Origin of the sequence: Bradyrhizobium sp. CCGUVB23 (genome assembly GCF_024199885.1) — a bacterium.
Classification (GTDB): domain Bacteria; phylum Pseudomonadota; class Alphaproteobacteria; order Rhizobiales; family Xanthobacteraceae; genus Bradyrhizobium.
In genome coordinates this window covers 1434600-1458044 of the sequence record NZ_JANADQ010000001.1, presented here as the reverse complement: position 1 = coordinate 1458044, position 23445 = coordinate 1434600, and the positions used below count along the sequence as shown (strand labels likewise).

Here is a 23445-nt window from a genome sequence, read left to right as displayed (position 1 = left end):
AAACACAGCGATCATCCGCACGCCGACAAACCGGATGTCCAAATCAGTAACGCCTCAGCCTCAAAAGCCCTAAAGCATCAGCACGAGCCGGAAACGGTGCAGACGATGGTCGTTGTCGTGGATGATCCACCTGCCGAACTCGCACTCCCCACGCTTGAACTGAAATAGCTCGTCGGGTTGTTGGATACGCTATTTGCGGCGAAGCTCTGGAATGAGGAAGATCCAAAGAAGGTACCGGTGGTCGCGCTGGTCTGACCGCCGACGCCTCCGGAGGACCCGGTAGCGGCGCCCGAGAGAGCTACGCTTCGGGTGGGATCATTACCAGTAATGGCTGCATATTGCGCGTTGGCATCAGGTGAGCCGGTCGCGCCAAGGTCGCCCTGAATCTCCAAAGAAAACGTGAGATCGGTCGTTTTGCATACATTGGCGGCTTTTCCCAAGCCAGTACCAATCGCTTTTTGAAGCGCCGAGGTGGAAGGTCCTTTGTTAGTCAGGTCCTTCAAGATGGTGAGGATTGCGGGGAGCGCCTGAGGGTAGGAAGCAACAAAGGTTTGTACGTCAGCGGCAACTTCCTCGGGGCTGCGGGGTCCGTTTGGACCCTCCAACAACGAGGAAGGGGTCGTTGTGAATGCGGCCGCCTTCTGCGCGGTGTCAGGATCACTCACACAGGCGGCGAAGCTGGCCGTGGATAGGGAAATGGCGAGGGCGCAGGTCGCCGCTGACAGCATCAGCTTCGACGATAACAGGCGTCCGAGTGTCCTCATAGATTCTAACCTCTTCCAACGTCCAATACGATGTTTTTAATAGATAATTAGGTCAATGTACAGCGGCCAAAGTAGCGCCGGACGGCTTAGGTTAACATGGGTTAACGTCCTTTGGTGGAGAACGATTGGGCCATTCCCATGCCCAAAATGGGGCCGATGGCGAGGGCAAAGCCAGGGATCTGTAGCGGAAAATCGACCTGCGAATGGGCCATGGCCAAGACGCCAATCCAGAAGGCGCTGGTTGGCAGTATTGCATCACGGTTGCGACCCAGCATTCCTCGGCCCAGTATCGCCAACATAGCGACCCACCACATGCCCACCATGAGCGTGAATGGAAGCCCCATTTCGGCGGCGAGCTCAAGAGTGGTGTTGTGTGCCTGCTCCCAGACACCGTACGACGGAACATCGCCGCTTCGGTAGGATGGAAAAATCCACCGGAACGTACCCAAACCTGAGCCAAGCCAAGGATAGCCCTTAATCATTTCAACGGTCGAGGCGTAGGTTTCCCAGCGGGCCACATCGAAGAAACCCTGGACGCCAAATCGCTGGTTGACGCGCGGAGCAAAAATCGAAATTGCAACTAACACGAATGCAACTGCGCCAACCGGAAAGATCCAGAGAAGCCGCCGCCTTTGCAGCTTTCTCCGGAGGTGAGTTCCGATCGCTCCCGTTAAGCAGAACAACGCCAGCACAGAGCCGGCCCGTGATCCCGTGAGCATGGTTGTGGTCAGCGTCACAAAACAGGCCAGCAAATGGAGAATGTTCCGCGGAGACGTGGCGTGCAGGCGAGATCTAATCAGTTCCCACCACAGAACGGGAGCCTCATGAGAGCCAAGTCCGCTAAATCGCGTTGCATAAAGTATCCATCCTGAGGTCACCGCTCCAAAGTACGATGCTGCAACGTTCGGATTTATGAATGTCGCCGTCAGCGAACTTAGATAGTTGTACTTCTGGTGCCATAGAAAATAGTTTGGCCAGAGCACGAGCGCGACAAGCCCATAGATCGCGTAAGCTAAGCCCGAACCTAGGAAACAGATCAAAAGCATCTGTGCAGCGTGCCGGTCTCGGCCGACAAGATAGCCACACAGGATGGATAAGAAGAACGCGATCTGCGGTCCGGCGGAGAATAAAGGCTGGTTGCGGGCTACGGAAACAGAGCGGTCCAGCTGTTCTGCCAGGATAGCTGAAGCCTCATCCCAAATTACAGCTGTCAAATGTCGGGACAGCAAAGCTGTCCAGCCCAATTGCTCACTTATGACCACAATCCAGGCCAGCGAAATCGCCGTGAAGCCACATAGGAATGCGATGTCCCGAGGCCCAAGCGCCTGTAGCGCAGCGAGGAAGAGAACCATCGAAAGCAGAGCCACCCAAACGGCCACGATACGGATATCCATGGAGCCGAAGGGAAGTGGCGCCAACGCAATCAATACGCACAAGCCGGATGTAGCCAGGAGCGCAGGATAGGCCGGCTGTCTTGAGCTTCGAGCGTTTACTGCATCGCTTGTAAGGCGAACTTCAACTCTAGTGTTGAGCAAGGTGCATCGACCGGGATCAAGACGCTCCATCAATCGAAGTCCTTCAGCCTCGATTCCCGCTTCCACTCTGCCAGAGAGCTTTCCAGATCATACGAGAACCTAAACCCGCTGGCGACAAGACGCTTGGGCAGGATGTTCGTAGAAAACCACAATTTTCGTACTCGATCTCGATTGATGCCGGTCTTCATACCGGCCGTCTGCAGGGCCTCAAATGGAAGCGCCGCCATATTCATGAGCCAGATCGGAATGACAAGTTGTGGCTGGTGATAGCCCGCCACACGCGAGAACGCCGAGCAGATCTCGCTGATCGTATATCTGTGCTCGAAGCTGAAATTGTAGATGGAAGTGCCTTCATTGCGGGCGGACATGAACATCATCGATGTTACGAGGTCTCGCACGTAGCCGCATGATTTGATCGTATCCGTTCGACCAGGATAGATAAACGCTCGCCGTTCCATCATTCTCGACAGGCGCGTAAAGTTTCCTCGTTCGTAAGGGCCGTAAATCACGGCTGGACGAACGATGGTAAGCTTCCGCTCCGGAGCCTCCGATTGCCAGAGCAGGTGTATCTTTTCGGCCGCGAGCTTGGAGCGTCCATAAGCGCTCACAGGGGCAGGCTTGGCCTCCTCGTCGAGCGCGGCTTCGCTTGGCCCATAGATCGAGATCGAGCTCGTGAAGACTAGGTTCTTGCTTCCTGTTTCGTTTGCAAATCGGCAAACATTCACAGCCCCCAAGACGTTCGTGTAGTAGTAATCGCCGTCTGGATGTCCAGGCGTTACATGAACCGCCGCTAGATTGAAAATGTCGGCTGGACTTCCGTTAGCGATATTCGGATCAATCGATTCACGCACATCGTGAAATAGATATTCGACCCCGGCGATATTTGCCCTCGGCGGGCCAATGTCCACCGAGACGACCCGCTCATACTTCCGAGAAGCCACGAGATCGGCTGCGAGGTGAGTTCCGACGAAGCCCGCGCCGCCGAAAATAATGACTTGGGTAGGATTGGACATCGATCAGGGCTCTACTCGATTGAGGTTGGTTGCCTCATGGCGATAGGTCTCTTTCACGATATCGTAGTTGATCGCGCGGGTTAAATCGACTGGGTGCTGGATCGCGCGCCGCTGCAAGAGTTGTGATTGCAGCGTACGAATTCGTATCGAATCCATTTCGCCAAATCTCGCTCCGAAGGGACGCAAGAGGCTGCGTTGTGAATCCATGAGGCGAGAGACCAACGAAGTCGGCAGCGGCGTGCCCACAGAATTCGCTATAATCGGAACTGTCCGACTGAGGTCCGCGTAGGCCGCACTCCAGCCTCCGGCGGTAGCCATCAGGAATTTCTCAAGTCTGTTCGGCTGGGCAAAGATTCGCTCCTGAGCAAAGAAGACCGGCCCTGGGTTGTGAACTCCAAAGGCATCCGGACGAAGTATCTTATATTCAATGTTCAGGCGCTCCAACTCCAGGCCATCGACATCACGACGACCAAGAAGGACATCTACCTTTCGATCCAGGAGATCCTGCAGCGGCGTATTGCTTTCCATCAAGAAAAGCCTGCTTTGGGCCAAAGAATTGCTGCTGACAAAATCGTTGAGAATCGCCACGAATTCGGAATTGGGCGTGTATCCAATTCGTTTGCCCTCCAGGTCTAGCGGCGTCAGCAGCTTGGCCTCGGGCAGCGTATAGAATTCTGCGGGGTTCACTGCATAAAATCCAGCAAAAGCCACAATCGGGAGCCCTCCCGAGCGTGCTTTCAAAAACCCTGCGGTCGAGGCGATGCCTATGGTGTTTTCGTCGGCCACAACCGCGGCTATCGCGTCATCGTCGTCTAAGCCTGCCACCAAGCGAACGCGCAGGCCTGCTTGCGCGAACAGGCCGTCGGAGGCTGCAATGATCATCCCGGCGGCTGAAACCGACAACGGCGTGCTGAGCTTGACCGTGTACTCAGCGAAACTGGCTTTGGGCGTTGGTGCCTGGCTTCGGGTTGGCTTCGGGCCGAAGAGGACATAGGCTACTGCGCAGGCAACGAATAGTCCGGCGAGGAGGCGCAAGCCATAGTGAGATTTGCGGGCTTTTCGCTGGGCTCTTGTCATGTCGGGGCACTAATAAACTAATCTGAATACCAATAATTTATGTTGGCGAACGCATGCGAGGCGCTTAGCAGGAAGTCGCTCGGACGAAAGGAAGCCAGAACGCCTAGGGTAGCTCATGAAACTCGTAACGAAAATAGGTCGAGCCTGATGCGATCCCTAGTGTCCTTTGTAGCCGCTGATAACCCGCCAAAGGCACGATGATGCAATCGGAGCTTCCAGTATAGCAAACTTGGACTCGGATCGATTGGCCGCAGATGTTCTCGACCAGTACGATCTGGTCGATGATTTTCGGATTGATGGTCTGCGGATGGGCTGAGGGGTGCACAGAGATGCAGAGCCTGCCGTCGGGGGTCTTGTGCGCACCATTCGGCAGGAAAGGATTGGCGGGCCGAGTGAATCCGCTGCTGCCGCCGTACATGGGGGCCGAGGGCTTTCCATATCCGGAGACTTGGGCATGAACGGGTAGAATCCAAACTTGCACAATGACCATCAGGCTGCAAACAGGGCGGCCGATTCGATCGCTCTTCAGCGCGAGGGAGTCATGTGTCATTGCAATACCCAAATGCTGGCTAAGACCGATCAGGGGGCTCCTCGGTCTGCAGTATCTCGATTAATCCAAAGCCCGAGACATGATGAAAGGAAACTTTCTGGCCGTCGAATAGCACTGCAGGAGTTGGTGGGCTGACCATTACGATATCGATGCCTGCGGCCTCCAACTCACCAAGCGCGTCTTCAGCATTGGGACACGTATAGCATAAGTGGTAAATCATCGCCCCGGTCTTGCTTATGAGCTTGTCAATCGGGGAGGGGCCGTCACCGGGCCAGATCACTTCGACATCCGGCATCGTTGGGTGGTGGCGCATCGCGAGATTGACCCGTTGGAGCGGGTCAAAGACCTGATTGCCAGCCGTATACCCAAGCAATGCCAGATAGCGAAATGCTTCTTCAGGGGAGGCGACCGCAAGGCCCAGATGATGAAAGGCAAAGTTGCCGAAATCGAGTGCGGGGGGGCTTGCGGAATCGGACACTTCAATATCTCACGTCGTCTTCTTGCCGATCAGTTCAACGAATTCGCCGACGTTCTTCAGGCTGCCGATTTCGGACGCTGAGAACTTTATTCCAAAAGCCTTCGAGACCGCGAGAACGAGACGAATGTGAGAGAGGCTATCCCAGCCGTCTACGTCATCGGCTGTCGTTTCAGGCTCGAGCCCAAGATCATCCTCATCGAAGACCTCACGAAATACCGTTGTAAGCTTGGAGTAGATTTGAGTTTGATCCATCATCGTACCTCGTTTTTGCTCTCCGAATAGCTTTCTTGCTACTCACTGATGAGTTTCGGCCTTGGACTGATCGGAGCCGCGTAGAGAAACACGAGCCTGTTCGGGGCTTGTCCGGCACACGAATGGATTCAAGACATTTGCCAGTCGATCCGACCAAACGTCGGCCAAATGCCGCTTGGCATGTACCTCGTCGGAATAATCTTGCTCTTTGCTCAGATCGCTCATCGACATCGAGACGAAATTCCTTTGACCATCGAATTGGCGGGAGACGTCCGTGAACGCCTGTTCATAACCGCGCTGAAATGGGCTTGCGTCCCGATGCCAGGCCGGAATGGGAAGGTCAATCAGCACGACCCGTTCTCCCGAGCGAAGCAACGTTTCAATGGTGTTCCTGAGCACTTCGACCTGGCCGAGGGAAATTTCGTTCCTCTTTCCCATGGCTTCATTCCAGTAGTCGAGAGCTTTCTTCTTGTCTTGCTCAGACATCCCAGCGGCCTCGCGTTCAGCCTCGTTACGCTGAGCGGACTTGCGACCGGTCAGCAGCAGATTGACGCCTGCTCTGGCTTCGCGGGCCATCTTCTCGATCACCAGAATGGGACGAATTGCCAAAACGCCAGCATCCAACCAGCTTGCAGAAAGGAGCGCGGCAGGGCCTTCGGGTGTCCGCCGATAAAATCCGTAGCGATACTTCTCAAGATCGATATCGGTCTCTCCGAGATTGCGATCAGGGTCGGAATACTTCACATCGGAGTCGACGAACATTCCGAACCAAACGCCGATGACGAAGGTGTTCGAGGGCCGATCGGCTGGGCTTTGGACCTCATGCACCAAGTCTATGATCTGTTTCGCCTCGGAGATGTTGGCGCCGCCAACGGCGAGATTGCTTACCTTCGCACAGGCCAATTTTGACTGAATGGTCTTTTGTGTGAAGCCAACTCCGGTGTTTGATGCGCCCACCAGAATCGCCTTTTCACCCGGGCTATTGAGAACGCTCCGTCCAAGAAACACGTACTTGGGCACGGTCATATAGAGCGTCTGCTCGGCATTCTGAAAATCGCGCTGCCCGTCGCTTCCCGAGTCGGGAAACATGAGGAAAGAAAGTGCGCCGAGCATGGCGTAAAGAAAGGCGAATGACACGAAGGTCAGCGCAGCCTGTCGTAGAATGTGTTTCAAGTCAGAAGGCCTTGTAGACGAAATCGGGTGATTTGTGCAGCAGTGTCGTGATCACGACGATTGCCATCATCTTGCTCGCAAGAGAAAGGTTTCTGCCAATCAGGCTGTCACGAACTGACAACAGGAAGGTCGGCGCAGCCAGGCGCGGGACTATGCTGTCGGCAATGAACCAGAACAGCGCGAATGCGCCGCCGATGGCAAGGAATGCGCCCAGTATCCCGGTCAATCCAAGCCGTCCGATCAAGCGATCGAAGTCCGACAGCTCAGGTACCCATAGACACGTCAACGCCAGCACGAAATAGGCGATGGTGATGCTGCGGGAAAGATAGATATAGGCAGTCCGGTCGGTTAGTGCCCGATAGCGCTTCTTGCCGAGGCGCTCGGTCAACGCAACCTGCCAGAGTTTGTTCACGCTCGCGCCTGCGCCCATCAGGAGTCCGTAGATCACGAATACTGCCGTCGTCCCGTGCCAAACCCCCATGACGAGGAACGTCACAAAGAACGCGAGCACGCCCAAATAGGCCGTCAATGCGGGCGCTGGGAACCACGACATCAGGAGCATGACGAGCGGATTGAAGAGATAGAACTTGAACCACTGCGACAACGTCATGTGCCAGCGCTGCCAGAACTCCAGGAAGGTGCGGGCAGAGAACGGCCGGTCGAAGTTTTCAGGCAGCTCCTGCTCCAGCAGAATCCCGCTGCCGATGACGATGTCCATGTAGCCAGAGAAATTATAAAAGAGATAGACGGTGTAGAGCGAGGCGGCTGCGGCATAGAGGCCGTAAAGCTTCAGCACGGGCAGATCGGCGGCCTGGAGGAGTTGGGGCTTCAGGAACGAAAAGCTGTATTCGGCCGTAGCCGCGACGATGACAAACTTCACATAGCCCGTAATGATCCGCGCGAACGCGTCGTAAACCTTGGCTGAATCCAGGTCGAATGCCGCTACGCCATCAGTGGCCCGAAAGTCCTGATAGCGCTGGATCGGGCCTGAGACGAAGCAGAGAAAGTTGCAGGTGTATCGGAAGAAGGCGAGCGGGCCGATTCTTTCGCTGAGGTCGCCCGAGCGCACATCCACCATCATGTGCAGTATCCGGAACAGGATGTAAGACAGGCCGATCGTCAGGTAAGGAAACGGAAGATGGCCCAGGTCTTCGAAGAAAGAGAAACGCTTCAGAAAGACGTAACAACCCAGCACGCTCAAGACGCCCAGCCCCAAGGCGACCGCTGATTTCCAGACTTCGAGAACCCTTACGCAGACATAGCCCAGGAGAAGAAACCCGAGCAGGGGTAGCGCTTGGATGATGTCGGTCAGATAGCTGCCGATGAAGAAGGCATTGGCCAGTCCGAGCACGGCTCGCCGGTAGGGAACGGACGCACTGATGTTGTAGGCAACGACGACGGCTGCGAGAAACGCAAAGAACAGGGGGGATGTGAGACTCATTGCTTAGGGCCCGAGCTGCGCTGCCTCTTCCGGTACACACCGGATCAGGCAAGCTCCAGATGTGGGTAGTCGCGCTCGACCGTCATCGGCAGTTCGCCAAGTTCAACATCGATCCCCAATTGCCATCGGGTGCTACCGTCGGTCTCCTCGCTGACCAGAGTGAAGCCGAGCTTCTTATAGTGCTCGCGCACCATCTCGTTTCGTTCGGTCGGAATGAAGACACCTTCGAGATGCGATATTCCGGCGGCGCGCGCAAGGTGCAGTATCTCCGCAAGCACCGCCTTTTCCACACCCCGTCCAAGCACCCGACAGCTCATGAGCCATGTGTCGATGGTCCACCAATGCGGTCGGGAGGGTCGACAAACGACCACGCATATAATTCCGTTGTCGCCAAATTTGTCCAGGAGCCGCGCGTGCAACGTCATCACGCCGGGGTCGAGCTCGGCTTGCTCGACCTGGGTCTCGGTGTAGCGGTTGGTGGTTAAATTAAATTGGTTGCTCTTGTTGATCAATTGGGTGACGCGGGACCTCGTTGTGCGGTCGAAGCTTCCGAAGATGATCCGCATTTCGAGCGACCGGAGATAAGACTGAAGATCGGAGGTTTGGCCTTGCAGACTGAGGCGCCGCGCGTTGGCTTGATACATGCCGGCGCGGGAGCGATCTTCTTCCGAGAAGCTGATTGCCTCGAAATAGCCGGCTGCAGCAAGCGTGCGCGCGTAGCCCGCGGGATCACTGTCGAGTTCAGGGACAGCGACCTCGGGTATCTCCCGCCGGACCAGACCTCTCTCAACGGGGTTGTCATCGAGAAAGACCATCGATTCGAGGCCGAGGGCGAGCTCCTTTGCGATCGCACGGATGTTTGTGGCCTTGTCATCCCAATTCGCCTGAAAGACCGCGATATGATCCTCCTTCAGCAACATGTCCGGGTGTTCCCTGAAGGGCCGCCGCGCCACCTCGTCATTGTTTTTCGAGCTCACCGCAAGCACGATACCGCGAGCCCGAAGGGCAAGCGCCGATTGCTGAACCGACAGGAATGCCTCGCCCGTAGCGTCGCCTTGGGCGATCTGGATTCCCTCGAGCCCGTCGTCGCCGATCACGCCGCCCCAGACCGTGTTATCAAGATCGAGAATGAGGCACCGGCGACTCTTTCCTCGCATGGCGCCGATGATCCGGCAGACGTACTCGGCATATAGCGGCACGAACGTGTCCGAAAAAGGAAGCTTCGCGAGGTTCCATTGAGCCGGCGAGTGCCAGTCGGCGAGCCCGACCGTTTCGGCGATGCCGGCAACGTCGAGAAGAAGGTCGCTCGATTGAAGGACGCTCTGGGTGATGCGCCCGTTGAACCGGTCGACGATGTTCCTGGCGGTTCCTGTCAGCGCGCGATCGAAGGATCCGAACAATCCCTCCGGGGGAGCCGCTATGGTCTGCAGGACGCACACTGCGCCGCTGTTCTGGGAGATGGCGGAACGGATCGAATCCAGGAGGTCGATTGCCGCGTTAACGGACTGAACGGCAGCCTGCTCGTTGCCGGGAGTGGGCTGAAGTGCGAGGCCGCGATGGTCGAGGGCAACAAGAACGGCGTCTGGTCGTGCCCTGTTGAGCGTGGAGTCCGGTTGCAACGCATCTTGCAGGAACTGATCGTAGGCGCCCGTGATGCATTCGAGCGAAAAGCCATGACGTGCGGCCGTTGCGATCAGGACCGGGACAATGAGGTCAAGGGTGCCGTTTCCGATCAAGCCAAGCCGAAATGGAGCCAATGGTTGCAGGGAATGCCCCTGTTCGCGAGCGGAAACGATGGTCCGTCCCAACCGTGAGAGCTGCTGCTCGTTGAGGGCGTGGGTCGCGAGAAACCGGATCTGCTTTCCAAGGTCGGCGCCGGTCGTCGCGAGCCCCCTGCAACGGGACGAGAAATCTTCAGGCGGTCTTGGAAGCCAAGACAGTTCTCTGTACTGTTCTACGGACACGCTCAATTCCAGCTCGTTTTTGGTAGCGAATTCAACGAATTTGCCGTACCCGACGTCGAAAATCCAGCCGATAATCTATGCACGATGTTCGAAAATAATTCGACAGTTTCATGGCTTGGCCTTGTCATCGGCAGTTGGCAGGATGGGCTTATACGGGATATGAGCTCAAAGCAGTCATTTTCGGACAACAGGTTCGGATTAACGTTACGGTCGTGAGGATCAGTTGTCGCCTGAGTTAACCCTGTCCGTCGTGATTCCCAACTACAATTATGCGAAATTTGTGGGAGCGGCGATCAAGAGCGCGCTCGAAATCCGTTGGCCGCGAGTCGAGGTTGTCGTTGTCGATGATGGATCGACCGACAATTCACTCGAGATGATCGAGAAGTTTGCCGACAAGATCACCATCGTCAGGCAGCCGAACGCCGGTCAGATGCAATCTTGCGTGAACGGTTTCCACCGGTCCACCGGCGAACTGGTCATCTTCCTCGACTCGGACGATGCTCTGCATCCCGACGTGATGAATGAAATAGCTGCGGTCTGGACGGACAAGGCCAGCAAATTCCAGTTCCAGATGAGAACCATCAACGCGGAAGGCACGCCGACAGGCAATATCCTGCCTCAGTATTTCATCACACCTACTCCGGAGCAAATTCGGGAGTGGGTCACCACGGCGGGCGTTTATCCCACGCCGCCTGGTTCTGGAAACGCCTACCCGCGATGGGTTGTCGAGAAGATATTCGGGTTCAAGTCCGATTTCGTCGACAGGGCGCCCGACAGCTACCTGGTAACGGCGGCGCCCGTTTATGGCGATATCGTGACGATTCCCAAGCCACTGGTCGACTACCGTGTGCATGGCGACAATCACGGGGCATTTCTTCAGCTGGAAGATAGCCGTTTCGCGCGGGAGGTGGATGTCACGATACGGCGATTCAATTTCTTCCGCCAAATCGCTCGCAGCGCAGACATGTCGATCGCGCCTGAAGCGTTGAGTAGAAACATGTTGTTTCTATGCCTGCGCACGGCATCATACGCGTTACGACCGGACATTCACCCCATCCCGAACGACCGAGCGGGAGACATCTTCTTGGACTGTGCTCGGTCTCTTTCATTCCCGCAGGGATTTTCCTTTTCCCAGCGAATCTCATTGTTCCTGTGGACCGCATGCATGCTGGTCGGTCCGAGCCGGCTGGCGCGGGCGCTGGCCAGTTGGCGCTACGCGCCGATCAGCCGCCCCAGGTGGATGAAGACGATCCTGAACATGCTGAGGATTGTGCGCTAGCTCTCTTGCTGCAACGTTCGGGCTCGGCTGCTCCAGCCGAAGACCATTTCGCGTCCCCATATTCGCGAGGGCGTTTCGATCAGACGAAAAGTGATGCCGCTGATCACGACAATGCCGATCAGTGATGCAGCCAAAATGAAATCACCCGTCCATCGATCCGTCTGAAATACCGGAACATGCATCGTCGAATCGAACAAAGACGGGATGCCAAAAATGCGCTTTAGAACGATGGCTTCGACGTACAAGAACACATAGTGCACCATGTAAACGGAATATGAGATCTTGCCGAGGTACTGCACAGCAGGCGTCGTCAGAACTCTTGCCAAAATGCCGGTGTCGGATTGGAAAAGCAAGACCCAGCCAATAAATACAGGCACAACGGCAACGATCTTTGCGTCTGATATCGTTCCCGCAATCAAGAAAAACAAGAGTACAAGAGTTAGCTGCCCGGAGCTGATGAAAGTTTGAGAAAGCTTCGGAAACCGGCTGTCTTGCGTAGTCTGAAATATGCACGCGCCGATGAAGAAGCCGGCCAGGCATCGGACGATGCCAAGGTCGTACGTCGAATTCAAATCGCCGTGCGTGAACGCAACGAAGCAAAAGCCGCCGAGCCCTGCGAGAGATAGCAAGAGGATGAGGATTTTGCTTCGGAAGAGTCCGCCTGCAGCAGTAAGCGCAAAAACGAGATAGGCGGCGAATTCGCAGCTGATGCTCCAACTGGGTGCATTCCAGCTCAGATAGTTAAAAATACCGAGTCCCTGAACAAGCCCCAAGTTTGCGATGAATGACGCCCAAGAATTTGGTCCGGTAAAAGCTGGTCGATCGCTGGCGGTGATAATTCCTGAACTCTGCGAATAGAGCTTTAGGAACTCCAATCCAAGTAGAACCAAGAGCGTCGCCAAGTGCATTGGATAGACGCGGAAGAAACGTAAGCCGATAAACCGCATCGCATCGGGCATCGATTTGATACGGTGCGAATAACTCGAGCTGATCACGAAGCCTGACAGGAGGAAGAAGAGGTCGACCGCCAAATAGCCATTGCGGAAGAACAAATTGTGCGTGAAATGATTCGAAACCTGGAGGTGGTAGAATACGACGAGTACAGCCGCGATCCCCCGCAGACCGTCGAGGGCGACATAGCGTCGTGACTGGTTCGCTGGCATCATCTGATTATCGTGCCCAACAATATATTTGCGCCTAAGGTCTGGACCAGACGAGCCTGCAAGAACAATGCGGCGATGTCTCGTCGGAAGTTCTATTTCCGGGGCCGTGAGTTTGGTGGCAACGAGGGTACAAGCGCCAAGAGCCAGATCATCAGGGCGGAGCTGGGTTTTAGGACATAAGGAAAGATCAACCAGCTGAAGAGGTAGAAGTTACAGATATCGGCTCGCAATGCACTCGAGTATAATCTAGTGGCTACGATGGCGGTGACCAAGATTAAGCCTGCCAGCCCGTACTCGTAGGTCAGCTTCGCCCAGGTCGGATCGCTCACCTCGTAGGCGAACCTGCCGATGGCAACATCTCTAAAGAAGCTCCCTGGGCCGTTGCCGAGCCAGGTTGTCCATGCGCCCTGATCAAAGCTTATTCTGATCATCTCCCAGGGTGCGACAAATCTGGCATAGCCGCTGGTATTGGGAGTGGTGAACTCCGAGAGACGGCCAAACCAACGATCGAGGCCGGGGAGTTCGAGGCTGTAGAGTGTGTAGAGCAGCAGGAACGCGCCCATCGCTGAAACCACGAAGACTGGAATTCGGCTGATGGATCTTGGCAGCAGCAGGCCGGCGGCCAAAACGATCAGACCAGATCCAGAGAGCGATGTCAGCAAACCCATGGTGAGCGCGATCATGACGCCAACTCTTCTCAGCTGACGGTACTCGATCAGAAGGGCCAGAGCGGTTACCGCCGAGAGTTCGCCTGACTCTCGCAGGAAAAAGCCGTTCGCTTTTATGATTCCGCCCTCCTCGCGGAGGAATGTGTAGGTGCCCGCCCCTCGGATGTCTTTGGGAAGAATGAAGTAGATGTTCGTCAGGACGTCCAGTTTGGTGATGTTGACGAGGACAATTTGAACGACTGCTATCGCTGCTATGATAGTCGCCGCTGTCACATAGGCCTTGAGAATATAGTCATGAACGGCCCCGATGTCGGGCCGGCGTTGGAGACGAAAAATGAATGGCGAGTAGCCGGCCACCAAAAGGAGAAGCGAACTCAGAGAGCTTTGTGAACTCGAAAATGGTATTCTGAGAAGTGATAGCGCAATTGTGCAGGTCAACAGGTAGAGCGTTGGCACGCTGACAGCTGCGTGTCGCGAGACCAATAGGAAAGCTGTGAAGAACGCATAGCAGATCAAATCCAAAGCGACGGGGAAATCGCCGATGTTGTAGGCAATTTGATTGAAGAACAGAACGGAAGCAATTGCCCACCAGACAGCGAATTTTCCGATCGAATCGAGCTCCTGATCCGGTTGGGCTTGAGCAACCGGAATCGTCTCCGTTTCCATCGGGTGGGCGGCTGCCGAACTCATTCGGGCTCCAATCTGCTGCATAGACGAATATACGAAGGTTCGGTCGCCTGTTCGAGATTCTTCTATTCTTGGTTAGATCTCATTCTTATCGAAAATAGCTTGGACGTTCGTATTAGCCTTGGCCGCTCATCTCCCGCAGAAGCGGCATGTATTGCGAGTGGAGACGCTTCAGTGTCCGACGTGTGCTGGGAACCAGTTGCTTCAAGATCGAACCGATGCTCAGGGCCTCGCCTGAGAACCGCTGGTTCCATCCGTGAACCAGTGCGCGGACGACTGACTCGGGATAGACGCCCTTGAATTGCTTCGCGATCGGCTTTGAGCTCAGCAGGTCGTGCAGATAGGAGCCTTCCGGCGGAAGAAGCTCCTTGTAGTAACCCATCTTGTCCCAGATGTTGTTGTAGAGATGTATCGAGAATGCGTCCCGGCAAAGCTCTTGGCATTCATCTCGATACTCCGGCAGGAGGAACTTGTAGAACTCATCGTAGTGAAGCGGCATGAACAGGCTTGCAGGCTTGAACGATGAACTCTGTTTTTTGAACGTCCTGGAATTGAAGGCCTGGAGGGTGCCGAAGGGGACGTCCTGGTCCAGAACGCTTTCGCTGGCAGCGACTATTCGTCCCAATTCTCTTGATGAGGGATTGAGGTTGAGGATTGCGTTGCAGATGTTCGTTCCGTTCTCCGCGATGAGGAAGTTTTCACTGCTTTCGACCTCAAATGATTTCAACATCATGACGTCTGAGTCGATCCAGCACATCTGCTTTTTCAGGAACATTTTGTATCGGAAATAGTCCGAGAATTGTGCGACGTTGCGTCGGCCATCAGTAATGAATCGATCGATGTAGGATTCATCCACGATCTCGTTGGCATCGCCCTGGACTATTCCGGACGGTAGACCGTCGAATGGCTTGTACGAAAAGAGCACAACGCTGTGGCCAAACTCGGCAAATGAAAGGAGCGAGGCCTTTTCGTACGGAGAGAGCGGGCCAAGCCAAAAGGATCCAAAGGTGCTCATATCCTGGTTTCCTGCGGGGATGCCTGTTAACGACGACGTGCCATGCGATGCGCCTGATGGCAACTACCGTCCGTCAAGCTCAGATTTGGGTGTCGCCGTCAAGACAGCACATTCAGAGGAGCGCTCGGTGCATGCGCGCGGCCGAGCTTTCCAGGCCAAATCTGTCGGAAAACATTGTGAAAAGCCTAGCCTGACTCTGATTCAGCATATCCAGATTATCAATGTTTTCGACTATCTTCGCTCCCAGCCCCGTCACGCTTTCTGCCAGGAACATTGCAGACTGCTCCTCTTCGGTGGTGCCGGCGATGGCGTTTTTCAGGCCGAAGATTGGCAATCTTGCAAACGCATAGTCCAGCATCTTCAATTTGAAGCCCCCGCCGAAAAGCTCAGGCACGAGTCCGGCTCGGCACCTGCAGGCGATCTCGGAGATATCCGGCAGGCGTCCATGAAACACCAGGTGCGATTTCAATGACTCATACCGGTCGCGAAGCGGCTTGGGGACGCCGCCGACCACATTAAGCGATATTCCGTTGAGCTTGAATTGCGACAGGAGGCTGTCGATCAGGATATCCAGGTTTCTTTGCTTCGCGACCCATTCGAAGGATCCGAGAAGGAGCAGGGCTCTCGGCGTATCCGATGTCATGGCGCGCGCGGGAGTAGCCTTGCCGAGGAAGACCGGTGGGAGCACGTATGTCCTTTTGACCGAGCGGCCGAAGTAGGATGCGTCCTCGTCGGTGATGCAAATCACCGCGTCGGCGAATTGCAGAATCTTGTCTTCCTGGTTTCGATATTTTCTCGCGTCGTATCCCATGAGCAGGCGACGTGCCGGATTGTCAAAATTCCGGGCAATCTCGCGTCGAATGAGGCCTTCGGCGTTATGTGCGACATAGCAGATTGATGCGGCCTGCCGACGGCTCAAGATGATGTCAAGGAAGCCTGAAGAGTAGGCATGGTCGATCACAATCCAGTCCCAGGACTGGTCAAGCAACTCGAGCAACCTCGCTCTGAGATCGGGAGTTGCCAGAAAGTATGCATCTTTAGGCAGCGACGAGGCCAGACTGAATGCTGCGGAAACCTGTGACGGGCGCGCGTCTACACAAGTGATCTGTGGCAGACCAAGAAAAGGCTTTTCGACGGCGTGCTCGCTTCTCCTTGATCCAACAACCGTAACTTCAGCCTCATTCGTCAGAGCCAGCGATTTGATGAGCCCCGCAGAATAGAGTGCGTCGCCGCTGAAAAGTGGGGTTGGCAAGCGGCCGGCGATCCACAGTATCCTCTTCAAGAGTTCAAGCTCCAAGCCTCAGTCGAACAAGCCGTGCCCGCTTCTTGCATCCGACGGCCTGGGCCGCGGCGATCGCGAGACTGAAATTTCAACGCTGGACGTCCAGACGCAAGAGCTGGCAGCTCCGAGCCTTGACGGGTTGCCGCAAGTCGGTCGAGCAGGAGGCTGGTGCTGGCAGCGTTTGCTTGGCGCCTTTTGCGTCAACTGACTCCGCAATGAGAGCTGCGTCCAGGCGGAAGCGGCCGGGCCGTTGCAGGGCGGGCAGCGATACGTCGATGGCAGCCGTGCCATCGGGGCGTTTGGCAATCGATGCAAGCTCAAGTTTCTGGCTCGCAAAAGTCGCCGTCGCTCCGGTCGCTTCATCCATGAGGGACACGCGCAGCGTTCGTTCCGACGGATATTGCTCCGGAAACCTTATCGGCACGGTCAGGTCCAAGCGATTACCGGTTATCGGCAATGCCGCGGTGCCGGAGATCGCCCGGACATCGCCGACATGATCCATTTTCAGAAACTCCGGCTTGGGCATGTCATTTGGCGCTTCGGCATAGCCGAACTCCTGCGGATCCGGCGTCATTTCGCCCGGCCCGCACTGACGCTTGCCCTTGTCGGACGAAGTGAATTGACACACGCGAACATAGTCCACCCTGAGTTTCTGAGGAAATGCGCTCTCGTCGATCCCGTGGCGGCCAGCCCATCCGCCGCCGACAGCGAAATTGAAATCGATGTGCGCAGGGGGGCCGAGCTGGCCATCTCTCCGAAGCCACTGATACGTTTTCGTGTAGATCCGACGGCCATCCCAGAACAAGGTGACCCGATCCGGTTGCCAGGCCATGCCGACGACATGCCAACCTTCGTTGAGGTTCTCCTTGCCCATCATTTCAGCAAATTTGGTCTGAAACGAAGGGTCGGTGAACACGTAATCGCCACGCCCTGCAACATTGGAGTGCAGCATGTTCGGCTTATCTTCGACTCCGTTTATGACGTACTCAAAAATGTCGATTTCCGGAGGATGCCACGTTCTTCCGTCCTGATCGTAGTCGGCTTCGAGCCAGAATGCGGGCCAGATGCCTTTACCAGACGGAAGAAACACACGTGCTTCATAGTAACCATAATAGAAAGTCCGATGGCTGCGGATCAGCCCCGAGTCGAACAGGCTTGCTCCCGGCTTCTTTTCGGCGGTCAGATCCAGAATGCCATCGGAGACCGTAATCTGTGTATCGCGGTAGCGCTGGATCTCGTCATTGAAGTGGTCCAGTGTTTCGTTGTTGTAGATGAAACGTGTGGCCCATTTGTTACGATCGAGCTGATTGCCATTAAATTCATCCGAGAAAACCAGCTCCCATCCCGCGGATTTCGCGGGCGCGATCGGTGCAATCGCCAAGATCACTGCTGCGGCCGAGAGAAACTTTACTAAGCGCTGGTACATGCTCGATGCCCTCGTTTGTAAACTTTATCTCAAACTGATAGTGAAACGACAATCGATTTCTCGTAAGCTAAAGCCTTGATTGGAGCCTAGTTCCCCCCTCTGCGCTTCAATCTTGCGACCTGGCGCCCGTCGCGCCGACATTCACATTCTGCCGCGAGGTGTATCTCTGTGAACCTGCACGATTCAATGACGGTTTCGGTCGTGATACCGACCTATAACCGCGCCGATAGGCTAGAAGGGGCTATTCGAAGTGCGCTCGCTCAGAACCCGAAGCCTCTCGAAATTATCATCGTAGATGATGGCTCGAGCGATTTGCCGGACGTGACTTGGCTCACGGACATCGATCCTTGCGTTCGTGTTATCCGTCACGAACGCAATCGCGGAGGCAATGTAGCCCGCAATACGGGGATTGATGCAGCCCGCGGCGACCTGGTCGCCCTTCTTGATGCCGATGATCGATGGTTTCCCAACAAACTGGCGATACAGCTGTCTCAGATTGGAGGTCGAACTTCCGGGAGCTACTTTGCCTGCGCAAATGCGTTGTTTGACGGAGGAGGTTGGGACGGTCGACCGACGAACGCTCGTCCACCTCACCAGGGAGAGGATATCAGCAGGTACTTCCTGGTTCACTGCTACGGGTTCTTGTCTTCGACTCTGCTGCTGCCCACTCAGCTCGCGAAGGCTGTTCGGTTTGATGAGAGACTGAAGAAGCACCAAGACCAGGATTTTGGGCTTCGTCTTGTAAGGGGGGGAGCTGAATTTCTTTACTGGCACGAACCGCTGGCTGCGTGGTGGAGCGAGGAAGATCCCACGCGGGTCACGCGACTGAAGTCGATCGAGCCGACATTGACGTGGCTTCGGGTTGCGGGCAACTTGATGGCTTCGGATGCGGCGGCCGCCCTATATTTTCGGGAGGCGTTTCGACGACACGTGAAGGGCGAACCTCTGTCAGCTCTTGCGCTCGCCCTCAAGTTGGGCCTCAGAGATCGCCAATCCATGTCATGGATATTGAAGCGAATACCGAAACTGGTGCGCAGCTAGCGCGCGCTCTAACTGCTCTCACGCAAAGCCCAGCAGAACCGCGGGCGCTTGATTGAAGTAGAGCTTGTGGACGGCTTCCGAGTCGCATCCGGTCTATCACATGTGGTTCATATGGCGGCGGTCAAGGCCCAGAGCGGAGGTTTTCATGAGCCGACCGACGCTGTAGTCTGCGCGGCTATGGCAAGATCGCTGCCGCCTGCACCCGCGGCCAATCCTCTGACGTCGCATCGTTGATGTTGCGGCACAGGAAGGGCGCGCATCACAGGCGCCCAGCGGTGGTGCGCACCAATTTTCAGGCCCGCGCGTAGCAGGTATTCTCGCGGCTGGGGTATTCGCGTCGATGAAGGGGCGTGGTACTGAGGCCCGCTCTTCGTAACCAGTCTCTCCCATAAGTCAGGCGCGATGTCGAGAAAGCAAGGTTCTGCTCTTTCCAATGTCCATTGGACAGCGGTGTCCCAGATCGGGCGCGCCGGGATTCAGTTAATTAGCGTTACGGTTCTGGCCCGGCTGTTGCCAACGTCGGACTTCGGCTTGTTGGCCATGGCAACCATCATTACCAACTTCGCGACAATCTTTCGCGACATGGGAATGTCGGCTGCCATCATTCAGAGAGAGCAGTTGAGCGACAAGCTTCTGAGCACCGTCTTTTGGTGCAACATGATGTTCGGCTGCGCAGTAGGCGGCATTATTGCGGCGACGTCGCCTCTTGTGGCGGCGGCATTTCACGACTCTGCTGTGCAGCCTTTGTTGGTTATCTTGTCCCTGGCTTTCCCGATAGGAGCTTCGGGCGCGCCACATCTCGCGCTGCTCGAGCGGAGCAGCCGCTTCAAGATGGTTGCGATCATCGAAGTCTCTTCGTCGACTTGCGGGGCGGCTGTGGCGATTGCCGCCGCCATGTCAGGGGTCGGCGCGATCAGTCTTGTGTTTCAGACGCTGATAGGAACGACGCTTTCCACGGTACTGTTCTGGCTGGTTTCGAGGTGGAGGCCACGTGTGCAATGGAGCAAGGTGGAGATTGTCGACGTCCTTGGTTTTAGCGGCAATCTCGTTGCTTTTAACGTCATCAACTATTTCTCGCGCAATGCCGATGGAATTCTGATCGGTCGATATCTCGGACCGGTGCAGCTTGGGTACTACACCATTGCGTACCGGATCATGCTGTTCCCGCTTCAAAACCTGACGTTCGTCCTCACGCGAGCCTTCCTGCCGATCTTCAGCGGGCACCAGCAAAATACTGCGTTGATCGGCCGGCAATATCTTAGATTGCTGCAATTTATTTTCGTTGTCACTGCTCCTCTGATGTTGGGGCTTTGGTCCGTCCGCGAGTCGTTCGTCGTCGTCGTCTTGGGTGAGAAATGGCGGGCTGCATCGGATATCGTTGCTTGGCTGGCGCCGACGGGCCTCCTTCAGTCCATCGTGTCGACGACCGGTACAGTGTTGATTGCAACTGGAAAGACGCGACTGATGCGAAATCTTGGGTTCGTGTGTTCGCTCATCTTCGTGACAAGCTTCGTATTGGGGTTGTCGCAGGGTGGAGCAGGTGTTGCGAGGGCATACTTCTTTGCCAACCTTCTGACGTCACTGATCTACCTTCATTACACGGTGATCCAGGTCAATCTGCGACTCTCTGACGTCGCGGTAAGCCTGTGTCGTCCTTTGCTGGCAGCGATTGTGATGGTGGCCCTGATCATCTCGATTGAGAACTTCATTTTGCCAGGATCATGGCATCAAATCGCGCAGCTCGCATCGCTTGTTGTGGTCGGCGCAGCGATCTATGCTGCCACCATGATCCTAGCTGCTCGCGATATCGTTGCGGATATGAGAGCCGCAGTACTCAAGAAAACCTGAGTATTCTGGGGAGAGCGTATCGACTGAGGGCGCATCTCTGAACGACGCAGGTGACGAATTGCGCAATGCCGAGAATTGGAAAGAGACCAAATACGTTCTACTAGGCGGGCAACTCTTAAGTTCTAGGAATCCTGCTGAAGTTAGTGTTGGCTCGAGACTCATAGCCAATCTTGTCGCAACAAGGTATTTCGAGGCTTTGGCATTGCACGCTTCTGGCCGATTGCTCGATCTAGGCTGTGGCAAAGTTCCACTTTATGGAACGTACAGGAGCCGGGTCAACGAAGTGACGTGCGTGGACTGGGGCAACAGCCTGCACGACACACCCCACCTAGACAAGGAAGCAGATCTCACAAAACCTATCGACTTTCCTGACCAATCGTTCGACACCATTATTCTATCGGATGTTCTTGAGCATATTCCGACGCCACTCAATCTCTGTCGGGAGATATCTCGACTATTGGCGCCAGGCGGCAAACTGATCATGAACGTGCCGTTCTACTATCCACTGCATGAGATCCCGCATGACTTCTATCGATATACCGAATTTGCCTTGCGCTATTTTATGGCGGATTCTGGTATGCAAATTCTTTGTCTGGAGCCGATTGGGGGTGCGGTGGAGATCCTGTTCGATATTACTTCCAAGAATATCTTGAGACTGCCGCTTGGCGGGGTCCCCGCTGCTCGAAGTGTGCAAGCCGTCGCCTGGTGGTTCACAGGCACCCGACTGGGTGAAAAATTGGCCAAAAAAACCTCAAGCCAATTTCCGCTAGGCTATTTCATGGTTGCCCAGCGGCCGAACTGATTGGCGCATTTGCCGTTGATCAGTCAGCGCGCGGCTTATCGGCTCTCTAGCTCTGCAGCCTCTCGTAGAAATAGAAATCGGCCCACGACGTTTGGTCAGGATTTTCAGGGTCTCTCGGGAACGGATTGTCTACCTTCAGAATCAATTTCCATGTCGGGGCGTTGGCTGCGATCCATTCAGTAAAGACACGGTGGCGGACATGCGTGGCAGGAGCCAGTCTGACGTAGTTGCTGCTGTAGATGCAGATGTACTTCTCGGCCGCTGACACCAGACTTTTCATATATGCGTCATACACCGTATCCTCGATTAGATGGTAGATCACATCGAGGGACATGGCCAATTCTGCGCGAGCCTTGCTGGCATCGCCACTCGAGGCCAGCAAAAATTGCTTTGTGGGATCGTTCTTGAATTTCGTCTTGCACAGTTCGATTGCGCTCGCAGAAACATCGACTCCCGTATAAGTTGGATAACGGGCGAGCTCCAGTTGAGCCCCATCACCCGAGCCGAACTCAATGATGGTTCGTATTTCGCGGCCTTTCACAAACTTATTGATCGTCTCGGCCTTGAATTGTGCAAGTCGGCCGTACGAACCCGCTCCAGAATTCCCGCCGTGCGCGTAGCGCTGTTCCCAGTATTCCGCAGATGAGAACCTGTTTGGGACGATAGCGCGGTATAGCTGTCTTGCCATCGGGCCCAAAACCGGCAACCGGCCGATTGTTCTTCGCAGTGTTTCGAGGCTGTATGTCACATTAGTTCCTTCGATCCCCGAGATCGTCAGAAGAGATCTTATCATACAACAATTCGAGCTCGTCAGTGCAGCGGGCCAAATCAAAATGCGTTGCGACATAGCTCGGACCGTTATCGGCCATTTGACGAAGCATCGCGTCATTCGTCAGAACGTTGATCAAGATGCGGGCCAGTCCCTCGATATCTCGTTCAGCGAACGAAAATCCCGTGATGCGTTCACTGATTCCTTCGGTTGCTCCACCGAGGGCCGACGTCACGACAGGAACCCCCGATGCCTGGGCCTCAAGCAGTACGAGCCCGAACCCTTCTGCATCGCCATTGCTTGCTGTAATGCTCGGCAGACACAGCACGCGCGATGCGTCTAGCTCGCGCTTGACGTAGGCACTCGATTGCGCCCCGCGGAACGTCGCCGGGACATTTTTCCGAGTAGCCAAGCTCTCCAGATCGTGCCGCAGAGGGCCGTCGCCAATCACCGTCAGTTGCGCTGCCGTTACTACCTGCTGGACATGCGACATTGCCTCGATGAGAATGTCGCAGCCCTTCTTCTCGACCAGACGGCCTACGAATACGACTCTTAAGGGCCGCTGCGAAATCGGGACAGTGCCCGTGCGGAACGTACGGGTGTTGATTCCAATGTAGCTAACGGCAATTTTCTTGGCAGGGATGCCGTATTCGATCGCGCGTCGCCGCAGCGCGTTGGAAACGGCAACAAAGCTAACCGCAGGTTGTTGGGCGAGGCTCAGGACGCGTCGCGGGTAAAGGCGCATACGGGTTCCTCCATGACCGGCTTCCCACCACTCGCGATGAGTGTTGATGTCGTAACCATGGAGCGACACGAGCATTGGAACCCTAAGTGCGCGTGCAATAGGCCAAGCGTCGAGCGCGTCCATCCCGAAATGCGCGTGAACGAGGAGTGGATCCTCAGCTTTCAGTTCGTTGATAGCTCTGGTCGGAACGAGGCCGAGGGCTCTTCGGAACTTCCACGACAACTTGGTCGGCAAGGTCGACTTCTGTGGACCGACAATACGGACATCAAGATTATCTAACGGTAGTTGTTCGAGAATTCGGCGCCCGACCAGCACGGGTCGCCACTGTCGGAGGGCTAGCAACTGCTCCTTGATGAAGGTTTCCGAAATGGGCAGGAGTTCGTTGCGATAGACAAGAACGGTCTTTTGCGATGGCATGTCCAGTTAACCTGGTTGACTCCGGCCGAAGCGCGGAGGGCCGACGTCTCGCAATT

21 protein-coding genes are annotated in these 23445 nt (G+C 55.5%); 4 read left to right on the top strand and 17 right to left on the bottom strand.

Annotated elements, in window-relative coordinates; translation table 11 throughout:
* Window positions 1–77: 77 nt before the first annotated feature.
* The 10 genes from NLN62_RS06815 to NLN62_RS06770 all read right to left on the bottom strand — a co-directional run bounded on the left by NLN62_RS06815 (window position 78) and on the right by NLN62_RS06770 (window position 10247).
* Window positions 78–764, bottom strand: coding sequence for a hypothetical protein (locus NLN62_RS06815; protein WP_254108116.1), 687 nt, complete (start codon window positions 762–764; stop codon window positions 78–80).
* Between the two features lie 101 nt (window positions 765–865).
* The gene (locus NLN62_RS06810; RefSeq protein ID WP_254108115.1) at window positions 866–2329 is read right to left on the bottom strand and encodes an O-antigen ligase; all 1464 of its coding nucleotides are present in this window, start codon (window positions 2327–2329) and stop codon (window positions 866–868) included.
* Window positions 2329–3312 carry an NAD(P)-dependent oxidoreductase gene (locus NLN62_RS06805; protein WP_254108114.1) on the bottom strand — a complete coding sequence of 328 codons (984 nt, stop codon included), beginning with the start codon at window positions 3310–3312 and terminating at the stop codon, window positions 2329–2331. Before NLN62_RS06805 ends, NLN62_RS06810 begins: the two co-directional genes overlap by 1 nt.
* Window positions 3313–3315: 3 nt before the next feature.
* Window positions 3316–4389 carry an ABC transporter substrate-binding protein gene (locus NLN62_RS06800; RefSeq protein WP_254108113.1) on the bottom strand — a complete coding sequence of 358 codons (1074 nt, stop codon included), beginning with the start codon at window positions 4387–4389 and terminating at the stop codon, window positions 3316–3318.
* Window positions 4390–4492: 103 nt separating this feature from the next.
* The gene (locus NLN62_RS06795) at window positions 4493–4939 is read right to left on the bottom strand and encodes a hypothetical protein (protein ID WP_254108112.1); all 447 of its coding nucleotides are present in this window, start codon (window positions 4937–4939) and stop codon (window positions 4493–4495) included.
* Between the two features lie 19 nt (window positions 4940–4958).
* Window positions 4959–5417 carry a VOC family protein gene (locus NLN62_RS06790; protein WP_254108111.1) on the bottom strand — a complete coding sequence of 153 codons (459 nt, stop codon included), beginning with the start codon at window positions 5415–5417 and terminating at the stop codon, window positions 4959–4961.
* Window positions 5418–5426: 9 nt separating this feature from the next.
* Window positions 5427–5672, bottom strand: coding sequence for an acyl carrier protein (locus tag NLN62_RS06785; RefSeq protein ID WP_254108109.1), 246 nt, complete (start codon window positions 5670–5672; stop codon window positions 5427–5429).
* A gap of 39 nt (window positions 5673–5711) precedes the next feature.
* Window positions 5712–6842 (bottom strand): hypothetical protein, encoded by a 1131-nt coding sequence (locus tag NLN62_RS06780; RefSeq protein ID WP_254108108.1) that lies wholly within the window; start codon window positions 6840–6842, stop codon window positions 5712–5714.
* 1 nt (window position 6843) lies between these two features.
* Window positions 6844–8283: an MBOAT family O-acyltransferase gene (locus NLN62_RS06775; RefSeq protein WP_254108107.1), complete on the bottom strand. Its 1440-nt coding sequence runs from the start codon at window positions 8281–8283 to the stop codon at window positions 6844–6846.
* 44 nt (window positions 8284–8327) lie between these two features.
* Window positions 8328–10247: an HAD family hydrolase gene (locus NLN62_RS06770; protein WP_254113358.1), complete on the bottom strand. Its 1920-nt coding sequence runs from the start codon at window positions 10245–10247 to the stop codon at window positions 8328–8330.
* A 223-nt stretch (window positions 10248–10470) separates the two neighbouring features.
* Between NLN62_RS06770 and NLN62_RS06765 the strand changes: the two genes are divergently transcribed.
* Window positions 10471–11526, top strand: a complete 1056-nt coding sequence (locus NLN62_RS06765) for a glycosyltransferase family 2 protein (RefSeq protein WP_254108105.1) — start codon at window positions 10471–10473, stop codon at window positions 11524–11526.
* Here NLN62_RS06765 and NLN62_RS06760 read toward each other — a convergent pair.
* From NLN62_RS06760 to NLN62_RS06740, 5 genes are all read right to left on the bottom strand, one after another.
* Window positions 11523–12692, bottom strand: a complete 1170-nt coding sequence (locus NLN62_RS06760; RefSeq protein WP_254108103.1) for an acyltransferase — start codon at window positions 12690–12692, stop codon at window positions 11523–11525. The two genes, NLN62_RS06765 and NLN62_RS06760, sit on opposite strands and share 4 nt — an antisense overlap.
* Window positions 12693–12781: 89 nt before the next feature.
* Window positions 12782–14047 (bottom strand): hypothetical protein, encoded by a 1266-nt coding sequence (locus NLN62_RS06755; RefSeq protein WP_254108102.1) that lies wholly within the window; start codon window positions 14045–14047, stop codon window positions 12782–12784.
* Window positions 14048–14159: 112 nt separating this feature from the next.
* Entirely contained in the window at window positions 14160–15059 is a 900-nt protein-coding gene (locus NLN62_RS06750) for a hypothetical protein (protein WP_254108101.1), read from the bottom strand.
* Between the two features lie 112 nt (window positions 15060–15171).
* Window positions 15172–16341 (bottom strand): glycosyltransferase, encoded by a 1170-nt coding sequence (locus tag NLN62_RS06745; protein WP_254108100.1) that lies wholly within the window; start codon window positions 16339–16341, stop codon window positions 15172–15174.
* An 88-nt stretch (window positions 16342–16429) separates the two neighbouring features.
* Entirely contained in the window at window positions 16430–17767 is a 1338-nt protein-coding gene (locus NLN62_RS06740; protein ID WP_254108099.1) for a family 16 glycosylhydrolase, read from the bottom strand.
* Between the two features lie 168 nt (window positions 17768–17935).
* On the opposite strand from NLN62_RS06740, the gene NLN62_RS06735 reads away from it, so the two are divergent.
* From NLN62_RS06735 to NLN62_RS06725, 3 genes are all read left to right on the top strand, one after another.
* On the top strand, window positions 17936–18808 hold the full coding sequence (locus NLN62_RS06735; protein WP_254108098.1) for a glycosyltransferase family 2 protein: 873 nt from the start codon (window positions 17936–17938) through the stop codon (window positions 18806–18808).
* A gap of 402 nt (window positions 18809–19210) precedes the next feature.
* Complete coding sequence (locus NLN62_RS06730; RefSeq protein ID WP_254108097.1) at window positions 19211–20656, top strand: MOP flippase family protein; 1446 nt, start codon at window positions 19211–19213, stop codon at window positions 20654–20656.
* Window positions 20657–20714: 58 nt separating this feature from the next.
* A complete protein-coding gene (locus tag NLN62_RS06725; protein ID WP_371932925.1) occupies window positions 20715–21458 on the top strand; it encodes a class I SAM-dependent methyltransferase in 744 nt (247 codons plus the stop codon).
* Window positions 21459–21504: 46 nt separating this feature from the next.
* Here NLN62_RS06725 and NLN62_RS06720 read toward each other — a convergent pair whose 3' ends face one another.
* Together NLN62_RS06720 and NLN62_RS06715 are read right to left on the bottom strand one after the other, a co-directional pair.
* Window positions 21505–22206, bottom strand: coding sequence for a class I SAM-dependent methyltransferase (locus NLN62_RS06720; protein ID WP_254108096.1), 702 nt, complete (start codon window positions 22204–22206; stop codon window positions 21505–21507).
* 1 nt (window position 22207) lies between these two features.
* Complete coding sequence (locus NLN62_RS06715; protein ID WP_254108095.1) at window positions 22208–23389, bottom strand: glycosyltransferase; 1182 nt, start codon at window positions 23387–23389, stop codon at window positions 22208–22210.
* Window positions 23390–23445 lie beyond the last annotated feature (56 nt).

What these genes read in the sequence shown, in the direction of transcription:
- NLN62_RS06815 (WP_254108116.1), bottom strand. Translation starts at nt 764, where the DNA reads ATGAGGACACTCGGACGCCTGTTATCGTCGAAGCTGATGCTGTCAGCG.
- NLN62_RS06810 (WP_254108115.1), bottom strand. Translation starts at nt 2,329, where the DNA reads ATGGAGCGTCTTGATCCCGGTCGATGCACCTTGCTCAACACTAGAGTT.
- NLN62_RS06805 (WP_254108114.1), bottom strand. Translation starts at nt 3,312, where the DNA reads ATGTCCAATCCTACCCAAGTCATTATTTTCGGCGGCGCGGGCTTCGTC.
- NLN62_RS06800 (WP_254108113.1), bottom strand. Translation starts at nt 4,389, where the DNA reads ATGACAAGAGCCCAGCGAAAAGCCCGCAAATCTCACTATGGCTTGCGC.
- NLN62_RS06795 (WP_254108112.1), bottom strand. Translation starts at nt 4,939, where the DNA reads ATGACACATGACTCCCTCGCGCTGAAGAGCGATCGAATCGGCCGCCCT.
- NLN62_RS06785 (WP_254108109.1), bottom strand. Translation starts at nt 5,672, where the DNA reads ATGATGGATCAAACTCAAATCTACTCCAAGCTTACAACGGTATTTCGT.
- NLN62_RS06775 (WP_254108107.1), bottom strand. Translation starts at nt 8,283, where the DNA reads ATGAGTCTCACATCCCCCCTGTTCTTTGCGTTTCTCGCAGCCGTCGTC.
- NLN62_RS06760 (WP_254108103.1), bottom strand. Translation starts at nt 12,692, where the DNA reads ATGATGCCAGCGAACCAGTCACGACGCTATGTCGCCCTCGACGGTCTG.
- NLN62_RS06755 (WP_254108102.1), bottom strand. Translation starts at nt 14,047, where the DNA reads ATGAGTTCGGCAGCCGCCCACCCGATGGAAACGGAGACGATTCCGGTT.
- NLN62_RS06750 (WP_254108101.1), bottom strand. Translation starts at nt 15,059, where the DNA reads ATGAGCACCTTTGGATCCTTTTGGCTTGGCCCGCTCTCTCCGTACGAA.
- NLN62_RS06740 (WP_254108099.1), bottom strand. Translation starts at nt 17,767, where the DNA reads ATGTACCAGCGCTTAGTAAAGTTTCTCTCGGCCGCAGCAGTGATCTTG.
- NLN62_RS06730 (WP_254108097.1), top strand. Translation starts at nt 19,211, where the DNA reads ATGTCGAGAAAGCAAGGTTCTGCTCTTTCCAATGTCCATTGGACAGCG.
- NLN62_RS06715 (WP_254108095.1), bottom strand. Translation starts at nt 23,389, where the DNA reads ATGCCATCGCAAAAGACCGTTCTTGTCTATCGCAACGAACTCCTGCCC.